The organism is Streptomyces sp. NPDC021096 (assembly GCF_040641275.1).
In the GTDB taxonomy this organism is placed as follows: domain Bacteria; phylum Actinomycetota; class Actinomycetes; order Streptomycetales; family Streptomycetaceae; genus Streptomyces.
The window spans coordinates 510,628-528,463 of record NZ_JBFADG010000002.1 but is presented as its reverse complement, the minus strand read 5'-3'; the positions used below and the strand labels follow the sequence as shown (position 1 = coordinate 528,463).

Below are 17,836 nucleotides of genomic sequence, written 5' to 3'. Positions count from 1 at the left end.
ACTCACGGACATGGGTCGGGTCGTAGCCAGTCAGCACGCGGCGCAGGAGCGGCACTGCCCACAGCGGGCGGTGCGAGTCTCCGGACCGGGATCACCAGACGCTGCACGCCCTCCCGGCCCGGAAACCGGCGAGAACCGGCGAGAACCGGCGGAACCGGCCGGCGCCGGAATCACCAAGACGCCCCTTCTGCCGGGGCTCTTCATTAATAATATTCCGACCACGGCGTGCTGCCGGTGTCCGAGGGCATTGGGGGGTTCGATGGACGGCTCGATGATTGACGGAGTGGTCGTGGCCGTGAGCGCCGCTGCGGCGACCTACGGTCAGAATGTTCTTGGCCACGGCGAGGTAGCTGCGGAACAGGCCACCGTACGACTGGGGCGGCGGTTGCTGGAGCGGCTGCGGCGGAATCCCGACTCCGACGCGCAGATCTCCAGAGCGGTCCTGGCGGTTGCCGACGATCCGGAGGACGAGGACTACACAGCTGTACTGCGGGCCAAGGTCGAGAAGGCTCTCGGTCGCGAGGACGGTCTGGCCGGCGACCTGGCTGCGCTGCTCGCCGAGTCGGGCATCCGCCCGGCGACGGTCTCCGGGGACCGGTCGGTGTGGATGACGACCAACCACGGCATCGTGTCGCTGGGAGACAACGTCCGCAACGGCATCGCGAACCCTGGATGACCGAGTCGGAGGGAGCCGCGGCTCGCGCCGTGACCCTCGGAGCGGACAACTACGGCATCATCTCCACCGGTGACGACGCCACCAACGTTCTGGTGATCTTCGACGGGCCGCCGCCGAGCCCCGTCGACACCGGGTTTCCGTCGCTGCTGGTCTCGCTGTCCCCGGCTCACGTGGCAGGGGTGCCGGTTGTGGGACGTGAGGCGGAGATCGCCGAGCTCCGCGCGGCGCTGTCGGAGGCTGCGGGCCCGGGCCTGATCGTCAGGGCGCTGACCGGGCTCGGTGGCGTGGGCAAGTCGACGCTGGCCAACCACTACGCCGACGTCCACCGGGGCGACCACGCCCTGATCCACTGGCTGAGTGCGGAGAACCCGGACGCGATCGAGGCCGGCCTCGCGGGTCTCGCCACCCGGCTTGACGCGCGCTGGGCGGAGACCGCCCCGCCATTGGCGGCCGCTTGGGCCACGACCTGGCTGGGCGCGCATCGCGGGTGGCTGCTGATCCTGGACAACGTCAACGACCGAAGCCACATCACCCCCTTGCTGGCCCGACTGCCCGAGGGCCGGTTCCTGATCACCACAAGGCTGGCGACCGGCTGGCGCGGAATCCAGACCCTGGCCGTGGGCACGCTGGCGCCGGAGGCGGCCACGGAAGTGCTGCGCGGGGCAGGTGCCGAGCTCGACGACGCCGCGGCCGAGGAGCTGTGCCGTGCGCTGGGACACCTACCGCTGGCTCTGGATCAGGCCGGCGCCTATCTGGAGGAGACCGGGACCGAGGCCCGGAAATATCTCGAGCTACTGGCCGACGACCGCGCCAACACGCTGCGCGACGCCGCGAACGGCACGGCCCGGGACCGGACCGTCTCCGCGGTCTGGTCGGTGACGCTGGACCGTCTGGCCGAGCAGGAACCGCTCGCGGTGGAACTCCTGCGGGCTCTGGCATGGTTCGCGCCGACCGGGATCCCGCGACGCCTGCTGGACCCGATGCCCGACCAGGCCGCGGCGAACCGCGCCGTCGGTCGGCTGAACGCCTACAGCATGATCACCCTGAAGAACGACGACGGGGACCCTGCCGGCGCCCGGATCTCGGTGCACCGCCTCGTACAGGCCGTCACCCGCACGCCGGAAGCCGGGAACCCGCACCGCAGCCCCGAAGCCGTCCGCGAAGGGTGGACCAACGCCGTCGCACTGCTGTCCGCCGCCTTCCCCGCAGAGGATGCCCTGGCGGACGCGGCCACCTGGCGCCTGCTGCTGCCCCACATCGACGCGCTGTTCGCGCAATCGGCCGCCGAGGATCCGCTCCCTCTCGCGGACGCCCTGTTCATGAACACGGCCATATACCTGATCCAGCAGAGCCAGCAGCACCGCGCGGTGCCCTACCTGGTGCACGCCCTGCAGGCCCACACCCGGGACTTCGGACCGAAGCATCCGTTAACCCTGACCATGCGCGTCGCACTCGCCTCGGCCTACGAGGAGTCCGGGGACCTGGCGCACGCGATCCCGCTGTTCGAGACGGCCTTCGCCGATCGCCGAGATGTGCTGGGTCCGGACCACCCGGAGACCCACACGTCCCGGGTCCGCCTCGCCAGCGCCTACGAGGCAGCGGGCAGGCTCGACCTGGCGATCGAGCAGCTCGGTCAGGCGCTTGACGACTCCGAGCGGGTGTTCGGCCGCAACCACCCGTGCACCCTGATGGCGCGCAACAACCTGGCCCACGCCTTCGATTCGGCGGGCCGGCCGGACCTGGCGATCCCGCTGTACACCGAGGTCCTGGCCGATCACGAGGGCGTTCGGGGCCGAGATCACCCGAACACGATGACCGCGCGCCATAACCTCGCGTACGCGCGTGGCGAGGCAGGCCGACCGGACCTGGCGATCTTGCTGTACACCGAACTCATCGAGGACATGAAACGGGTGCTCGGCCCGGACCACCCACAGACCCTCAGCACCGGCAACAACCTGGCGTCCGCCTATAGGTCACTGGGCGACCTGGCGCAGGCGACGGAGCTGTACAAGAAGACGGCCGACGACCGCGCACGGGTGCTGGGGCCGGACCACCCGGACACCTTGACCTCCCGCAGCGACCTCGCCCTCATATATCAGGACGCCGGCGACGGGGAGCGGGCGATCCCGCTGGCCGAAACGGTCCTCGCCGACCGGCGGCGCGTCCTGAGCACTGACCACCCGGACATTCTGACCTCCCTCAACAACCTCGCCAGCTGCTACGACGCGGTTGGAGCCACGGGTAAGGCCATAGCCCTGTACGAGGAAGTCCTTCGCGACCGCACAAGGGTCCTGGGCCCGAACCACCCCGACACGCTCATGGCCCGCAACAACCTCGCCTGCGCCCTCGCGGAAGCCGGCGACCTGGACACGGCGATCCCCCTCCTGCACGCGGTCCTTCAGGATCGCGTCCACGTACTGGGCCGCGATCATCCGCATTCGATCACCTCCCGGGGCACCCTCGGCGGCGCCTATCGAAGAGCCGGCGACTTCGACAGCGCGCTCGCGTACTACAGGGAGGCCCTGGCCGACGCCCAACGTGTGTTGGGCGAGGACCACAAGCTGACCATGCAACTCCATAGCCGCGTGAACACACAGCAGGACTGGTGACCTGGTAAGAACGCTACTCGCTCCCCCGCTCTGGCCCACGCCATCGACGCCCCTAGATGCGTGACGATGGTCCGCGATCTCGAACCCGCCTTCTCCCCGTACGCGCACACCGAGGATGCCCCGGCTTTCAGACCGGAGAGGAATCGGACTCCTGCGGAGCGGGGAAAGAGCAGCGGGATCGCCGCCAGGGCGATCTGGCGTCCCCCTAACGGCGCAGGTGAGGGACAGCAGTACTCCGCGCGCAGCGCGACTGTTCGCCTTGTCACTGCCGGGCAGCGCGACGCCGGCCAGGGGGAGCGGGCAAGAGCGTTCTGCTCAAGTTGATCACGTCTGGTGTGGCCGATCGCGGCGGGCGGGCCATCGTCATCGACCGCACGCCGATGCGAGAGTGGGCGCTTGGCGAGGAGGGTGGCACCGGGGCGGTGTCAGATTATGGACGCCGCGCAGGCGCAGCTGTCGATGGGTCGGCGCCGCCTGCCCGCGCCCGTCCGCGGACCGCAAGCCCACCCGCACGCATCTGGGAATGCGCACGGGTGGGCGTCGCCCTACTCGTCGTACTGCACTGTGTTGGTTTCCCGCTCAGCCGCTGTGATCTCAGTAGCCCAACCCCCGGGGGGTTCCTGGTACGGGCTACAGGTCCCACATGCGGCGCACGTCCACCGGCCGTGCAGACCATCCACGATGGACCCGCACCCGGAGCACGTGTCTCGGGTGTAGTACGGCACACCCTCGGCCTGTCGATGCTGGCTCATGTCACCCAGACTGCCATGAGCACTGCGTGCAGGAAGACTTACCGTCCGGGCCATTGACCGTCGAAGCGCCGCATTCGGGGCAGTTCATGCAAGTCACCTCCATGTCTCGCACAGGGCAGGTCCCCCTCCATACATCGGTACGGTGGTACCCGTCTGCCACCCAACCGCATTGGCGGCGCCCGCCGGCCTCGCCTCCGCGACCCGCAGTTCCAGCTCATCCATACGTGGTGAGCAGAGGCCGGCCTGCGCAGCACCGGGACGACGAGCCCCTTGGCGAGCGCCGAGGCAGCCCAGGCGGCCGACCCGTAGGCTTCGACAGAGCGATGCACAAGCTCCGCAACGAGGTATGGGCGTATTCGAAACACGTCGGCGCCATTGTGTGAATTGGTCGGCTCGAACGCGCTGACACGCTACCTTCGCGCGTGATCGTGATCAATCACGATGCAGGAGGAGGCTCCGTGGAATACAAGCGTTGGATGTGCCTGATCTCTGGATCGATCTACGAGGAAGAGGCAGGGCTTCCAGAGGATGGGATCGCGCCGGGGACTCGGTGGCAGGACGTCCCTGTCAACTGGACGTGTCCTGACTGCGGAGCGCGCAAAGAAGAATTCGAAATGGTCGAGCTCTGAACCCACCACCCCCCGGGGGGGGGACATGTCCGGTGAATCGCGTACGACCCACCGGACACCCCCTAGCTCCTGGAGGCATCAGTCAACACGCCGCCGTCCCGATGCGGGGATCACAGCGGCTTTCTGGCCGCCGTTCTCAGGCGTACCCGGGCCATAACTCAACGACGCAGCCCGGCACACGCATCAGTCCTCTCGGCTGGTGACCTCGATGAGGTGAAACCCGAACTGGGTCTTCACCGGCCCCTCGACTGTGCCGACCGGGGCAGAGAAGACGACCGTGTCAAATTCCTTGACCATTTGGCCCGGCCCAAACGATCCGAGGTCACCACCTTGGCGCCCCGAGGGACACGTGGAAAACGCCTTGGCAATCTCGGCGAAATTCGCTCCGGCCTCGATCTGCGCCTTCAGCTCCGACGCTTTTTCCTCACTGGCGACCAAGATGTGACGCGCGGTAGCCCGAGCCATTTGTTACACCCTTCCAAGTACGGATCAACGCTGCCAAGGGCACTACGCGCCCAGAACCTTCCGGGTGGCAGCGGTCACGGCCCCAACCCGGCACAGGTCCCTTCGGCTTCCCGAAGCAGCCTTCGTAAGTCAGATACGCACCATCTCACAGGCGACCACACCATGGCACAACAGACAGGCTCTCTCACTGTTTCGGCGCAGGGCTGCTGGTGCGAGGCCTCGGACCGCGGCGCGGCTCCTGCCTGTGCTACCAGTCAGCCGGGCGGGGAAATCACCAGGCTCGATCGCCCGCCCAACCCATTGCCGGGAAGGAGGCGGCCTCGGGGGCCGGTTCGCCGGGTTCGGCCGCGCCGTTCGCCTCACCGGGAGGGCATCATCCGGTCACCAAGGGCGCGGGCTCGCGCTCGGACGGGCTCGCAATGGCCTTCAAGACCATCGAGTCCGGCTCAGGAGCGCCAGCGGGCCGTCCACGGTGCCCACCTCGTCTCGCTCGTCCGCGCCGGAGCTTGCTTCGAGCGCGGTCAGCTGGTCGAGCGGCCCGCGCCCGCTGCTGCCTGACCGAGCTCAGCTCATCGACGAGCCGCTCGCCTGAACCGTGGGCGGCCAGGTGACCAACCTGGGATTCGCCGAATCCGGATTCCTGTCCAGGCACCGCAACGTGAGCTGCTCGCGACGTTGCCGAGGTGTCCAGCCATGGTGAAGCAACGCATCCCGGATGACTCCCGCAACCAACCCGGGTCCGATCACCACGCCGTGCTCAACCCACGTCACCAGACGCTGTCCGTCAACCTCCTCGTGCAGGACGACGATTGCCAGACCGGGCTCGTCATTGGGAGCAACCACCCAGCGATAGCGTTCCCCGTCGACAACGATTACCCGTGTGCCCCTCTTCGCGATGGCCATGCGACACAACGTTTCACGCCACGCACAGCCGCACCAACGCGTGCGTGCAGACCCGGCAGTGCGCCTCTGGCATCGGGGGCGTCTTGGGGCTCGGCGGCGGCCTCAACCGGTGAGGAACTGAAGCGCTTCAGCGACATCGTCTGCGGTCTGGTCAGGGGGCGGCATGCCCTCTGGCCAAGGGCGTCCACGGCGGATCCAGATGGTGTGCAGGCCGGCCTGCTCGGCACCGCGGATGTCGGCGTGGACCGAATCGCCGATCATCCAGCCTCCGTCGGCGAGGCTGCATCCGCAGCGGGATGCCGCGCGATCAAAGTGCGCTGTGTCCGGTTTGCGTACCCCCTCGGCCTCGGAAATGCTCCAGCCGTCGAGGTGCCGAGCCAGGCCCGTGTGTTTCAGCACGGCCTCCTGGGTCGCGGTGAGGCCGTTGGTGACGACCCCGACCTTCCAGCCGGAGTGGCGCAGCTGTGTGAGCTGGTCGAGGACGGTCTGGGGGCAGTGCATGTGCCGGGGGTACCGGGCTTGATAGGCGCGGTGCAGTTCGTCCGGGGTGCCTGAAAGCATGAAGCGTTGCCGGACTTCGGCGAAGAAGCGATCGCGAGGTTTGAGGCCGTCGCCATCGGCAGCGATAAGCCAGTCGACGGCGTCTGCGCCGAGACCGAGCTCCCGGGTGAATTCCTCCGCCCAGCGATGCAGCCCCGCCTCGCGATTGACGATGGTGTTGTCGAGGTCCAGGAGGAGCAGGCGTTCGGTGGGTTGTCCCCTCGATGGATACACAAAGGGGACAGTACTGGCTCTCGCCGCCGTAGCCTGGCGGGTCGAATGATCAGTTCGTGCAACGGGCCCACTGCCGCGCTTGGTCGAAGGCCGGGCGCCAGGGCGGCACGCCGTCGCGGCGTCGGTGGGCGTGTCGGCGGGCAGCGATACGGAGGCCAGCCACGGTGGTCCAGCCGTCCAGGCGACTGGACCGCTGGAGGTGGTCGTGTGGGAGCACGAGGACGACAGCCGTCGGTGGGTCGCCCAGGATCTGCAGGACTACCTCGGCCGGTCTCTCGCTGATGACGGAGACGACTGGTATTGGTAGCGGCCGGCCCTGGCTGTGCCACGCGCCCAGACAGCATGGCCCGACAGGAGTGACCGTCACGGACCCGAGCCAACGTTGACCAATCGCCCAAACCGGTCCATGGGGTATTGTCGACGAGTTTCTTCGCAGCGAGTAAAGATTGGCAGCGTCTTGCACATATTAAGCAGAAACGCCCTGGTGGTCCTGGTCGCCGGACTCGCACTCAGTCTGACGGCATGTGGAGGCGACGAGGGCGACAAGCAGGATCCCGTCTTCGAGCTGGCAGCAGCTGCCGAGAAGGCGGCGAAGCAGAACTCGTACAAGGCCAAGGGCCTGAGCAAGGACCATGAGGGCGAAACCTCGATCGAGGCGTCGTATTCGGAGAAGCCCGCGGCCTCCGACCTGAGGGGAACCGGGCCCAAGACGGCCGACAACCCGAGCGGCGAGGTTCGCATGGTGCACATCGGCGACACCCTCTACGTCAAGAGCGGTGAACCCGTCGGCGGAAAAACGTGGATGAAGTTCCAAGGCGGCAAGCTGGCGGAGATTCCGAAGGGGGATTCCCTTCGTTCAGCGGGCCTACAGGCCGCTGTCCTTACCACTTCCAAGAACCTCAAGAAGGCCGGTGACGAATCGGTCCGAGGACGCAAGACCACCCACTACAAGGGAACCGTCGTCCTCTCGGATCTCGCCGCATACAAGGGCGACCTGATGACGGAGAAGCAGAGGGACGCCTACGTCCGTACTTCCAAGATCGACGACGTGAAGTCGCTCGAGATGGATGTCTGGGTGGACAAGGAGGGCCTGCCGGCGAAGACCAGCGAATCGGCAAAGGGCTCCAAGGGCGAGACCATCACCATCATGGAGTACCTGGAGTACGGACTCGAGGTGAAGGTCCAGGCGCCTCCGTCCGATGAGGTCGCCTCCATGGCGGACATGCTCAAGAGCATGCCGAAGCAGTAGCGGTCCGGCCCTGCACCATCACGGGCCGAAAGCCGGCTCTCCCCGGCCGAGGAGCCAGCCAACCGCCGCATCCCTGGGGCAGCCTGACAGTCGCGGTGCACGGGCAGGGGCAACCGGGCCGTACCGCGTCCCGTCACCGGGACCGGGCACGTCAGAGCTGACCCGTGGACCATCCTGGTGGTCAATGAGCGGAGCGGACAGGTCCGGTAGTCTCGCCCGCTATGGATCAGCAGCACATGTACCCAGCACCACCAGCCACCGCACCACCCACGGACGTCCCCGCAGCCACTGCCGGAAGGACTGGTCTGCGCCGACCTCGACGTCGCATACCCAAGCCGCAGCTCGACAGGGTCCTCGACGACAAGGGCCTGCTGGTCGGCATTCTGCTGCTTCCCCTGCTGGCGGTCGTTGCGTTCGTCGCCCAGTTCCTGGAGCTGCTCTACTACCTCTGCCTGCTGGTCTACGGAATCGTCATGAGCCCCTTCTGGTCCGTCCGAGCGCTGTGGCGGGCCTTCGGGCCGGCCGCGACACCAGAGGAATTGGGCCGCCGGGCCGAAGCACGAAAGACGGTGAAGACGACCGCCGGCTGCCTGGCCTGGATCGTGGGCCTCGTCATCGTGGTACTCGGCGCGATGGTGGTGATCGGGTTGAACATGGACAAGTAGGTACGCCGTTCCCGACGGCATCCGCTTGCAGACCGCAGATCTCGAAGCCCGCACCGCCTAGTTCGTCTCCGGCTGCATCGACCGGATCAGAGGACCGGCCCGCCCCCGGAACGATCTCCTACCGGGATGACGTGGAGTACCACCGGGAACCGAGGCTACGCCCTGCTGGTGTACGCACGTGTCCTGTCCGACGCCGCGACGCCGAGCAGGGGCGGGCCTGTGCCCGGGAGGCGCTGGAGGTCTTCGCCTGAGCCAGACTGCCCGAAGCCTCGCAGGCACAGCGGCTCGTCGACGGCCTCAGATGACCGTCCGCCCTCCCGGCATGCAGCGCGAGCCCGCCGTCGAGTTGACCTCGTTGCAGGGCGCGGGATAGCGGGCGCCCGTGGCTATAGATCGCCCGTTTATCCCGCGGTGAACAAGCACCGCTTTCCTGATGCCACCGACAGCCCGCGGATCCGCCGCGGCCGGTACGGCCGGAATCCGGCCGGATGCATACAGGAGGGAATGCCATGCTGCCTCAGCTGGACTTCGACGCGCTGGACATCACCAACATCGAGCTGCCCGAGGACGAGCAGGTCTTCGACTCGCTGGCCGACGGTTCGGCGCACAGCGAGATCGGGGCCTCGTGTTTCCGCTTCTGCTACCACTGCAGCTACGTGATCTGACATCGCCCCATGGGTGTCGCTGAATCTGTCGCGCGCCAACCGATCCGTTCTGCCGAGCAGGGCAGGACGGATCGATGGCCTCGGGGGTGCCGAAAGTGTCCATGAGACCGAACTGCCGTCTGTCCGAAACCATTGTCGTCCGCGTGGCCGGACTTCCGGTCACCGCCGTCGACGGCCTGCGCTGCGAGGCGACGTGGCGGGCCGTCCAGGAAATACTCGCCGTCCGGCGGCACTTGGCCGCCGAGGGGCGCGCCCTCGCCGATGAGCTGCACCCGGTGATCGCCCTGGCCGGGCCCGGCTCCGTGCGCCGGCCCCGGCTGGTGGCCCTGCGCCGGGCCTTCTTCAACCGCCGCCGCCCCAACCGGGCGATCTGGTCGGAGCGGGCTCTGCTGGGCCTGCCCCGGACCCTGCTGGCCCGGGCCGAGGAGTGGACCCGGTCGTGGGACCGCCACCGGGAACTGCTGGACGGCCTGGGCGGCCTCCTGACAGCTGACCTGCGGGACGTCCGCGGGAGCCTGCGTGCCCATGCGGCCCAGGACGCCTTCCGGCACGGTCTGGTGCAAGGAAGCCCCGCCCTCGCGGTCGAACTGGGCAAGTGGCTGCACTCGCCCCGGGAGCCCCTCGGCCGCAAGGCCGAGCTCAGGCTGACCAAATACCTCACCCGGGCCGCCGTCAAGACCAGCCCCTACGCCACCTTCACGCTCAGCGGCCTCGGCCACTGGACCGGCCACGGCCCGGCCGTAAGGATCGCCGGGCCGCCGGTATGGCGCAGCGCCGTCGAGCCCAACGCCTGGCTCGTGCGGAAACTGGCCCACCACCTGCTGACCGGCCCCGGCCGTGCCGAGCACGTCAGAGTGCGGGTCAACCCCAGCACCACCCGGGACGGGGAGCGGCTGTGGTTCGTCGGGGAGCGGATCGCCGGGGTGCACGCCCGGGGGCCGGTCCTGCAGTGCCTGGCCTTCGACGGAACCCTGGCCGAGCTGTACGCGCTCCTGGGCCGCCATGGTGACGCGGGCACGGTCCGCGACTACGTCGCCGGGCTGTTGCGGCTGGGGCTGCTGGAACTCCTGCCGCCGTTCGCCGACCAGTCCCCCGACCACCTGGGCGAACTGCTGCGGTGGGCCGAACACCCGGCCAACGCCCAGTCCCCGGCGGACGCCCAGCCCGCAGCGGACGCCCAGCCCTCCGCCGACACCCCGCCCTCACCAGTAGTACGGGCAACCCTGCGACAGCTCCACGCCGATCTGGCCGCCTACCCGGAAACACGCTGCGCCGAGCAGCGCGCCGAGTTACGGGAGCACATCGCGGCAGGCTTCGCCGCCGCGCTGCCCGGCCAGGAGCTTCCGGAGCGGAACCTCTTCCACGAGAACGCCGTGCTGACCGAGCAGGTGCTGCACTGCGTGCCGGACCACTGGCAGGACGCCCTCGACGACCTTGACCAGGTGCGCCGGCTGCTGCCCGTCTTCCAGCACGACACCCTGGTCAAGCTGGTCGCCGCCCACGCGTTCGCGGAGCACTTCGGCCCCGGGGCCCGCGTTCCGCTCGTGCGGTTCTACCGCGAGCTGGCCGACGAGCCGGCCGCCGCCCTCGCCGAGCTGCGGACCGTACTGTTCCCCGCGCCGGACGCCCAGTATGCGCCGGCGGACAGCGCGGTCCCCGCCGTCCGTGAACTGGCCGCGCTGCGCGCCCGTACGCTCGCCGCGCTGCGCGCAGTCGCGCCCGGCCCGGACGGGACGGCACGGATCGACCCCGAGCTGCTGCCGGGCGGGCCGCCCCCGGCGGACTCGGTCGCCTTCTACGTCCAGCGGACCGACACCGCGCCGAACGGCCCGGTCTCCCTGGTGCTCAACGGGGTGGGCGCCGGCTACGGGCAGGCCGCCAACCGCGTCCGCCGGATGCTGGCGAGGGTGGGCGCACCCGCGCCCGGGCCGTGCCACCGGCGGGACGGGGTGCTGCTGGCCGAGAGCGGCGGCATTCACGGCAGCAACCTCAACCTCCGGCCCGCCGCCGTGCCGGTGGAACTCGACTGCCCCGGCGCGGTGAGCGACCGGAAGCCCGAAGAGCTCATCCCGCTGCGGGAGCTGGTCGTCTCCTACGACCAGGATTCCCGTTCGCTGCGGCTCTCGCACGGACCGGACGGGCCCCGGGTACGTCCGCTGCATCTGGGAACGATGGCGGGGCCGTTGCTGCCGCCGCTGCTGCGACTGCTCGTGCAGACCTTCGGGGAAACGCCGAACCCGGCCGCGGCGACCTGGAGCGTCTTCGCCGGCCTGCCCGCGGAACCACCGCGCAAGGTGGTGGCCAGGCCCCGGTTGGCGATCGGCAGGGTCACCGTGGCGCGCGCCTCCTGGTGCGTACGGGCCGACGGCGTCCCGGTCCGGCACCCGGGCGAGGCCGACGCCGGCTATCTGGTGCGGCTGGCGGCCTGGTTCGCCGACAACGGGATCCCCACCCGGTGCTTCGTACGGACACTGGGCGGCCCGGACCCGGTGGCGGGACGCGACCCCAAGCCGCGCGACCCCAAGCCAATGTATCTGGACCTGGCCGCCTGGAGCCTGGTGGCGCTCTTCGAGCGGCAGCTCCAGGACCCCGGACACCTCGTCGTCTTCCACGAGGTGCTGCCCGTGCCGGAGGCCGCCCCCCGGTTCCCGGACGCCGGGCGCCGGGTGACCGAGTACGTGGTGGAGCTGTCCGCTCCCGAGGTGCGCCATGACGGCTGACTGGGTCAGTCTGCACGCGTTCCACTGGGATTCCGCCGATCCGCTGCTCACGGAGGCCGTCGCACCGCTGACGGCCGAGCTGCGGTCACAAGGGCTGATGCGGGACTTCTTCTTCCTGCGCTACTGGGAGGGCGGCCCGCACGTGCGGCTGCGGATGCGGGCTGGCAGTCCGCCGGCGGCCGAGGCGCTGCGCCGGCTGGCCCACGACAGGCTGGCCGGCGCACTGGACGGCCGGCCCGTCCCGCAGGTGCCGGACGCCGGCGCCTACCGGGAGCTGGCCGGGCGGCTGGCCGCCGCCGAGGGGCTGGCCGACTACGACCGGCGGGTCCGCCTGCGGCCCGGCGTGGAGCACATCCTCTACCGCCCCGAGGAGCGGGCGTTCGGCGGCCGGGAGGCCGTGCGCGCCTCCGAGCGCCACTTCACCGCCTCGAGCGACATCGCTCTGGGGCTGCTGGCGCGCGGGGCCGCGCAGGGCCGGCGGACCGGCTTCGCCTTCGCCGCGCTGGTTCTGGCGCTGGCGGCATGGGAGCCGGACCCGGCCCGGGTGGCCGGCCTCATCAGTGCCTCGTCCACCGGCTGGGGCACCGCCGCACCCACGGGCCGGCCCCCCGGCACACCTGCCGGCTACCCCCGGCAGCGTGCCGGGCTCCTCGCGCAGGTGGACCGCTACTGGCGGCTGGGCACCGGCGCCGTGCCGGAGGAACCGGACGACGTCGTGGCCGCCTGGCTGCGGTCGATCCGCCGGCTCCGCGACGAGCTGACGGACCTCCAGCGGCACGGCCGGTTCGCACCCCAGGGCGTCGGCACCGCGCTGGTGGCCCCGGACGCCGGGGCGACCGCGGCCGAGTACGCGCTGCTGGTGACGCTGCTGCGCTGCGTCCACCTGCTGCACAACCGCCTGGGTCTCGGGCCCGCGCGGGAGCGGTCGCTGCTGCTGTTCGCACGGGCCGCCCTGATCGAATTCGCCACCGGGAAGGAATCTCCATGACCTGGCGCAGTGTGCAGGCGCGCTACTACGAGCAAAACAAGGACGACCTGATCCTGGACGCGGTACGGCCGCTCTTCGCCGAGCTCGGCGACGGCGTGCGCAGCCCGTACTTCCAGCGCCACTGGCGGCAGGGCCCTCACGTGAGGCTGAACTTCCGCACCGCCGACCCGGACTGGGAGCGGTCCGTGCTCCCCACCGCCCGCCGCGTCCTCACCGGCTATCTGCGTGACCATCCCTCCACGGCGGTGCCGGACGTGGCCGCCGAGCTGCGACGGCACGCGACCATGGCCCGGCAGGAGGAGGAACGCGGGCCGCTGTCCCCTTGGTTCCCCGACAACTCCGTGCAGGCCGAGCCCTTCGACGACCGGGCGCACATCTTCGGCGACGGCAGGCTGGTGGACCTGCTGGGCACGGCGTACGCCGAGAGCAGCGCGCTGGCCTTCGCGATGCTGGAGGACATCCGCACCGGCGCCGCCGACCGGCTGGGCCTGGCACTGGATCTGATGTTCTGCCTCGCGCACACCAGTCTGCCGCCGATCTCCCGCGGATACATGTCCTTCCGGTCGCACTCCGAGGGCTTCCTGGTGCTGTGCGCCGACGCGGAATCGGTCCGGGCCGCCTTCGACGCCACCTACCGGCGGCAGAAGGACCGTCTCGCCGAGCGCATGCACGCCGTCGAAGCCGGGCGGGTGCCGTACGTACGGGAATGGGCGGCGCACACCCTCCGGCTGAAGGCGGCGGCCGAGCCGCTGCTGGCCGGCGGGGCCGCTCTGGACCGGCGGGCGTCGGCGGGGGACGCCCGGACCCCGTCGCGCAGCGAACTGCTCGACCTGCTCAGCCGCAACGAGGACTACCGGCAGCAGGTGTTGTCCACCACCTGGTTCCAGAGTCACCGGCTGGCGGTCAACGAGCTCTACTCCCATCTGGGGCGCCTCGGCATCGTGCCGTCCCAGCGGTTCCTTCTGGCCCACCTGGTCGCCAACACCGTCGAGGACTTCTACGGTGTCTCCGCGGTGGAGCGGGCCCGGCAGTTCACGGCGGCCCATCCCGGCGGTGCCAGGTGAACCATCCGCTGCCCGCCCGGCCGCGCTGGGCCGCCGACGCCCGCTACACCCGGTGCGCCGAGGGCGTCTATCTGCGCAGTGCCACCGGGGAGTCGGTGATGTCCGGGCAGGAGGCCCACCGGCTGCTGGACCGGCTGGTCCCGCACCTGACGGGTGAACGGACCGTGGCCGAGCTGACCGCCGCGCTCCCGGGCGACCAGCGCGAAGTGGTCCACCGCCTGCTGGGCTTGCTCTGGCGGCGCGGCTTCGTCACCGACGCCCGCCCCGCCCTCCCGCACGGCCTGGGCCCCGCCGAACGCGCCGCGTACGCCGGCGAGATCGCACTGGTCGGCCGCCGGATGGACTCCGCCGAGCACCGGTTCCAGCAGCACCGCGACCGTTCGGTGCTGCTGACCGGGAGCACCGAACTGCTGCCCTGGCTCGTGCGCGCGGCGCTGCGCGCGGGCTGCCGGCACATCCAGGTGCCCCGCCCCGCGCTGGCCGCGCTGCGGGAGCACTGCCAAGAACACCGCCGCGACCCGGCACAGCGGCTCTCGGCGGCGCAGGAGAGCGCACCGGCCGACGCCGTCGTGCAGTTGTGCGCGGCGGCCGGCGAGGCGGAGCTGATCGCGGTGGCCGAGCGCTGCTCCGCCACCGGGACGCCGCTGGTGCAGGCCCTGCTGGCGGATGGTGAGGCCTGGCTGAACCCGGCCGGGGCCACGTCGGCCTGGCGGCGGCTGCGTGCCGTGACCGCGCCGGCGACGGACCAGGACGCCGCGCCGCCCCCTCCGGGGCTGGTGGCCACCCAGCTGCTGCACCAGCACTTCCGGCGGGGGACCGGCCTGGATCCGCTCCCCGGGCTGCTGCGGGTCGACGGGCGGACCCTGCGTACCGGCCGTCACCGGCTCGTCCCGCACCCGGCCGACCGGCCGGCCGCTCCGGCCGCCTCCGTCACCGAGGTGGCGGCGGCCGAGCCGGTCACCCCCCGTACGCTGCTGGCCCGGGCCACCGCCCTGGTGGATGCGCGTACCGGGCCGCTCACCGCCCTGGACGAAGGGGACTTCGTCCAGTTCCCGCTGTGGGTCTGCGCCGCGGCCGTCTCCGACCCCTTCGGACTGCTGCCCGCCTCCGGTCCTTCAGGGGCGCTGCCGCAGCGGCCGCCACGGGTGAGCGGATACGGGCCGGATCGCGACACCGCCCGGCTGACGGCCCTGCTGGCCGGCCTGGCCTGCTACGCCGCGTTGGCCGTGGACCGGCGGCGGCTCGCCGCGGGCACCACCGCACTGGACCTGCGGACCGGCCGCACCCGGACCGTCCCCGCCGAGGCGGCGTTCCCGGCACTGACCGCGCTGACCGCGCTGACCGCGCCCAGCGCATGGCCGCCGGTCGGCGCGGCGGCCGGACTGAGCTGGGCGCAGGCGGTGTTCGACGGGCTGTCACAGCACTGCGAGGCCCGGCTGACCACCATGCTGACCGACGGTGGCCACCGCCCGCCCCGGCTGGACCTGACCGGCCTGCCCGTCGAGCACCTGGCCCGGCAGGCCGGCGCGGTCGGCACGCCGACCGCCCATGACCTCAGCGGACTGCTGTCGGTGCCCGCCTGCGCGGTACGGCTGGGCAGCGACACCGTGCTGGCCTGCGGGCGGACCCTGACCGAGGCCGCCACCCGGGCCCTGGAGCGCGCCCTGCTCGCCTGGCAGTCGCGCACCTGTGGTCAGCCCGCCTACGCGCCCTCGACGGTCCCCCCGCTCGCCGACGGCACCGCCTTCTCCGACGCGCGGTGCGTTCCGGTCACCGCCGACGACCTGGTGCGGGTGCTACGGCCCCATGGGCGGGCCGCCGCCGTACTCCTCGACCACGACCCGCAGGTCTCGGCCGTGCTGCCGTTCCTCGTCCAGATTGTGCTCACCGATGACTGACACCGTTCCCGTCCATGCCGAACCCGGCGCGATCGTGATCGGCCCGGCCGCCCTGCCGGGGGTGCCCGGCTGCCCGTCCTGTGCCGCCCGACGCCGGGAGGCGAACGACACCCGCCTGCCCGACCGCGCCGTGCTGCCCGAGTGGGCGAGCACTCCCCCGGCCGTCGCCGACGCGCTGCACGCCAACCCGTTCGTCGCCGACCTGGTTGCCGACCTGGTCGCCGCCGAACGCGCGGCGCTGGCCGAGGGGCGCCCGCTCCGCACCGACCGCGCCCAGCTCCGCATCGCGCTGGAGACCGGCGAGATCAGCCACCACCGCATCCTGCCCGACCCGCACTGCCCCGACTGCGGCACGCTCCCCGCCGACGGGCCGCAGCGGGTCACGGCCGGACTCGGCCCGGCGCCCAAGACGGACCGGACCGGGCTGCGCACCCGCACGCTCACCGCCGCCGAGGTCGAGGAGCGGTACAGCGACCCGTACTGCGGTCTCGTCGCCCGGCTGCGCACGGTGACCCGGCCCGCCCTGGTGGGCGCGGTCGCCTCCTACAGCCCGGCGTTCCAGCGCGACACCGCCTTCGGCCGCGCGTTCAGCCTTCCCGGCGCCCGGCTGACCGCGGTGCTGGAAGCGCTGGAACGGCTCGGCGGGCTCTCTCCCCGGGGCGCCCACAGCCACGTCCGCGCCCGCTACCGCGACCTGGACGTACCCGCGCTGGACCCGCGGGACCTGGGCACGCACCATGGCACCGACTACCGGTCGCCCGGCTTCCCGTTCCGTCCCTTCTCCCCCGACCGGGAGACGGGCTGGGTCTGGGGATACTCCTTCGGCCGGGGCGAGCCGGTCCTGGTCCCCGAGACCATCGCCTACTTCGGGCCGGGCCGGGAAGCGGACCGCACGGTCTTCGAGACCTCCAACGGCTGTGCGCTGGGCGGCTGCCTGGCCGAGGCCGTCCTGCACGGCCTGCTGGAAGTCGCCGAACGCGACGCGTTCCTGATGACCTGGTACGCCCGGCTGCCGGCCGCCGAGGTCGCCCTGGCCTCCGCCGTGGACCGCCGGATACCGCTGTTGGCCGAGCACACCCGCGACCGGCTCGGCTACCGGCTGCGCGCCTTCGCGACCACCGTGGAGCAGGGCATCCCCAGCCTCTGGGTCCTGGCCGAATCCCTCGACCCCTCCGACGGACGCCTGGCCGCCCTGTCCGGGGCGGGCGCCCACCCGCACCCCGAACACGCGCTGCTGCGCGGCCTGAGCGAACTGACCGGGCTGCTGGCCGTCCTCGACGGCCCCCACGACCGCGCCGCGGCCGGCCGCCTGCTGGCCGACCCCGGCCAGGTCCGCACCATGGACGACCACTCCCTGCTCTACGGGCACCCGGACGCCCACGAACGGCTGGACTTCCTCACCCGCGGCGGCCCTCCCCGGCCGCTGGCCGAACTGTTCACCGACCCCTGGCCCGAGTACGACGACATCAACGACGACCTCACCGAACTCGTACGCCGCTATCTGGCCACCGGCCTCGACGTGATCTTCGTGGACCAGACCTCACCGGAGCACCGGGCCGGGGGCCTCGCCTGCGCGAAGGTCATCGTGCCCGGCACGGTGCCGATGACCTTCGGGCACCGCTTCCGCCGCGTGGAGGGCCTGTCCCGGCTGCGCACCGTACCGCGCCTGCTCGGACACCCCGCACCGGCCTCGCTCAACCCGCACCCACACCCCTTCCCATAAGGGCCTTGAGGGCCGGCGTTTTCCGTCGTGACGTCCCTTCGACGACCATCCCTGCG

General features: G+C 71.1%; 14 protein-coding genes and 1 pseudogene. 12 read left to right on the top strand and 3 right to left on the bottom strand.

Annotation, left to right across the window (positions count from 1 at the left end):
- Window positions 1–271: 271 nt before the first annotated feature.
- The 3 genes from AB0G59_RS06040 to AB0G59_RS06030 all read left to right on the top strand — a co-directional run bounded on the left by AB0G59_RS06040 (window position 272) and on the right by AB0G59_RS06030 (window position 4,666).
- Window positions 272–676, top strand: a complete 405-nt coding sequence (locus AB0G59_RS06040) for a hypothetical protein (protein WP_360908477.1) — start codon at window positions 272–274, stop codon at window positions 674–676.
- A 29-nt stretch (window positions 677–705) separates the two neighbouring features.
- Complete coding sequence (locus AB0G59_RS06035; protein WP_360908475.1) at window positions 706–3,285, top strand: tetratricopeptide repeat protein; 2,580 nt, start codon at window positions 706–708, stop codon at window positions 3,283–3,285.
- 1,228 nt (window positions 3,286–4,513) lie between these two features.
- A complete protein-coding gene (locus tag AB0G59_RS06030) occupies window positions 4,514–4,666 on the top strand; it encodes a rubredoxin (protein ID WP_360908648.1) in 153 nt (50 codons plus the stop codon).
- 183 nt (window positions 4,667–4,849) lie between these two features.
- Here the strand turns inward: AB0G59_RS06030 and AB0G59_RS06025 are convergent, their stop codons facing one another.
- Window positions 4,850–5,131 carry a peptidylprolyl isomerase gene (locus AB0G59_RS06025; protein ID WP_360908473.1) on the bottom strand — a complete coding sequence of 94 codons (282 nt, stop codon included), beginning with the start codon at window positions 5,129–5,131 and terminating at the stop codon, window positions 4,850–4,852.
- Window positions 5,132–5,511: 380 nt separating this feature from the next.
- On the opposite strand from AB0G59_RS06025, the pseudogene AB0G59_RS06020 reads away from it, so the two are divergent.
- Window positions 5,512–5,689: pseudogene (locus AB0G59_RS06020) on the top strand (IS256 family transposase); the annotation flags it as partial.
- Between the two features lie 6 nt (window positions 5,690–5,695).
- Here AB0G59_RS06020 and AB0G59_RS06015 read toward each other — a convergent pair.
- Both AB0G59_RS06015 and AB0G59_RS06010 read right to left on the bottom strand, forming a co-directional pair.
- Window positions 5,696–6,034 carry a hypothetical protein gene (locus AB0G59_RS06015; RefSeq protein ID WP_360908471.1) on the bottom strand — a complete coding sequence of 113 codons (339 nt, stop codon included), beginning with the start codon at window positions 6,032–6,034 and terminating at the stop codon, window positions 5,696–5,698.
- A 102-nt stretch (window positions 6,035–6,136) separates the two neighbouring features.
- Complete coding sequence (locus AB0G59_RS06010) at window positions 6,137–6,808, bottom strand: HAD family hydrolase (RefSeq protein WP_360908469.1); 672 nt, start codon at window positions 6,806–6,808, stop codon at window positions 6,137–6,139.
- A 484-nt stretch (window positions 6,809–7,292) separates the two neighbouring features.
- Here AB0G59_RS06010 and AB0G59_RS06005 point away from each other — a divergent pair, with 484 nt between their 5' ends.
- The 8 genes from AB0G59_RS06005 to AB0G59_RS05970 all read left to right on the top strand — a co-directional run bounded on the left by AB0G59_RS06005 (window position 7,293) and on the right by AB0G59_RS05970 (window position 17,780).
- Window positions 7,293–8,057 (top strand): LppX_LprAFG lipoprotein, encoded by a 765-nt coding sequence (locus tag AB0G59_RS06005; protein ID WP_360908467.1) that lies wholly within the window; start codon window positions 7,293–7,295, stop codon window positions 8,055–8,057.
- 221 nt (window positions 8,058–8,278) lie between these two features.
- On the top strand, window positions 8,279–8,722 hold the full coding sequence (locus tag AB0G59_RS06000) for a hypothetical protein (protein ID WP_360908465.1): 444 nt from the start codon (window positions 8,279–8,281) through the stop codon (window positions 8,720–8,722).
- Between the two features lie 509 nt (window positions 8,723–9,231).
- A complete protein-coding gene (locus AB0G59_RS05995) occupies window positions 9,232–9,387 on the top strand; it encodes a hypothetical protein (protein ID WP_177338624.1) in 156 nt (51 codons plus the stop codon).
- Window positions 9,388–9,530: 143 nt separating this feature from the next.
- A complete protein-coding gene (locus AB0G59_RS05990; RefSeq protein ID WP_360908463.1) occupies window positions 9,531–12,107 on the top strand; it encodes a lantibiotic dehydratase in 2,577 nt (858 codons plus the stop codon).
- Window positions 12,097–13,095: a lantibiotic dehydratase C-terminal domain-containing protein gene (locus tag AB0G59_RS05985; protein WP_360908461.1), complete on the top strand. Its 999-nt coding sequence runs from the start codon at window positions 12,097–12,099 to the stop codon at window positions 13,093–13,095. The genes AB0G59_RS05990 and AB0G59_RS05985 overlap by 11 nt, the downstream gene beginning before the upstream one ends.
- Window positions 13,092–14,159 (top strand): thiopeptide maturation pyridine synthase, encoded by a 1,068-nt coding sequence (locus tag AB0G59_RS05980; protein ID WP_360908459.1) that lies wholly within the window; start codon window positions 13,092–13,094, stop codon window positions 14,157–14,159. Before AB0G59_RS05985 ends, AB0G59_RS05980 begins: the two co-directional genes overlap by 4 nt.
- Window positions 14,156–16,057, top strand: coding sequence for a hypothetical protein (locus tag AB0G59_RS05975; RefSeq protein ID WP_360908457.1), 1,902 nt, complete (start codon window positions 14,156–14,158; stop codon window positions 16,055–16,057). Before AB0G59_RS05980 ends, AB0G59_RS05975 begins: the two co-directional genes overlap by 4 nt.
- Window positions 16,050–17,780, top strand: a complete 1,731-nt coding sequence (locus tag AB0G59_RS05970; RefSeq protein WP_360908455.1) for a TOMM precursor leader peptide-binding protein — start codon at window positions 16,050–16,052, stop codon at window positions 17,778–17,780. The genes AB0G59_RS05975 and AB0G59_RS05970 overlap by 8 nt, the downstream gene beginning before the upstream one ends.
- The last annotated feature ends 56 nt before the right edge of the window (window positions 17,781–17,836 follow it).

Excerpts from the sequence above, each read along its gene's own strand:
- AB0G59_RS06040 (WP_360908477.1), top strand. The coding sequence starts at position 272 with ATGATTGACGGAGTGGTCGTGGCCGTGAGCGCCGCTGCGGCGACCTAC.
- AB0G59_RS06030 (WP_360908648.1), top strand. The coding sequence starts at position 4,514 with ATGTGCCTGATCTCTGGATCGATCTACGAGGAAGAGGCAGGGCTTCCA.
- AB0G59_RS06025 (WP_360908473.1), bottom strand. The coding sequence starts at position 5,131 with ATGGCTCGGGCTACCGCGCGTCACATCTTGGTCGCCAGTGAGGAAAAA.
- AB0G59_RS06015 (WP_360908471.1), bottom strand. The coding sequence starts at position 6,034 with ATGGCCATCGCGAAGAGGGGCACACGGGTAATCGTTGTCGACGGGGAA.
- AB0G59_RS06000 (WP_360908465.1), top strand. The coding sequence starts at position 8,279 with ATGGATCAGCAGCACATGTACCCAGCACCACCAGCCACCGCACCACCC.
- AB0G59_RS05995 (WP_177338624.1), top strand. The coding sequence starts at position 9,232 with ATGCTGCCTCAGCTGGACTTCGACGCGCTGGACATCACCAACATCGAG.
- AB0G59_RS05985 (WP_360908461.1), top strand. The coding sequence starts at position 12,097 with ATGACGGCTGACTGGGTCAGTCTGCACGCGTTCCACTGGGATTCCGCC.
- AB0G59_RS05980 (WP_360908459.1), top strand. The coding sequence starts at position 13,092 with ATGACCTGGCGCAGTGTGCAGGCGCGCTACTACGAGCAAAACAAGGAC.
- AB0G59_RS05970 (WP_360908455.1), top strand. The coding sequence starts at position 16,050 with ATGACTGACACCGTTCCCGTCCATGCCGAACCCGGCGCGATCGTGATC.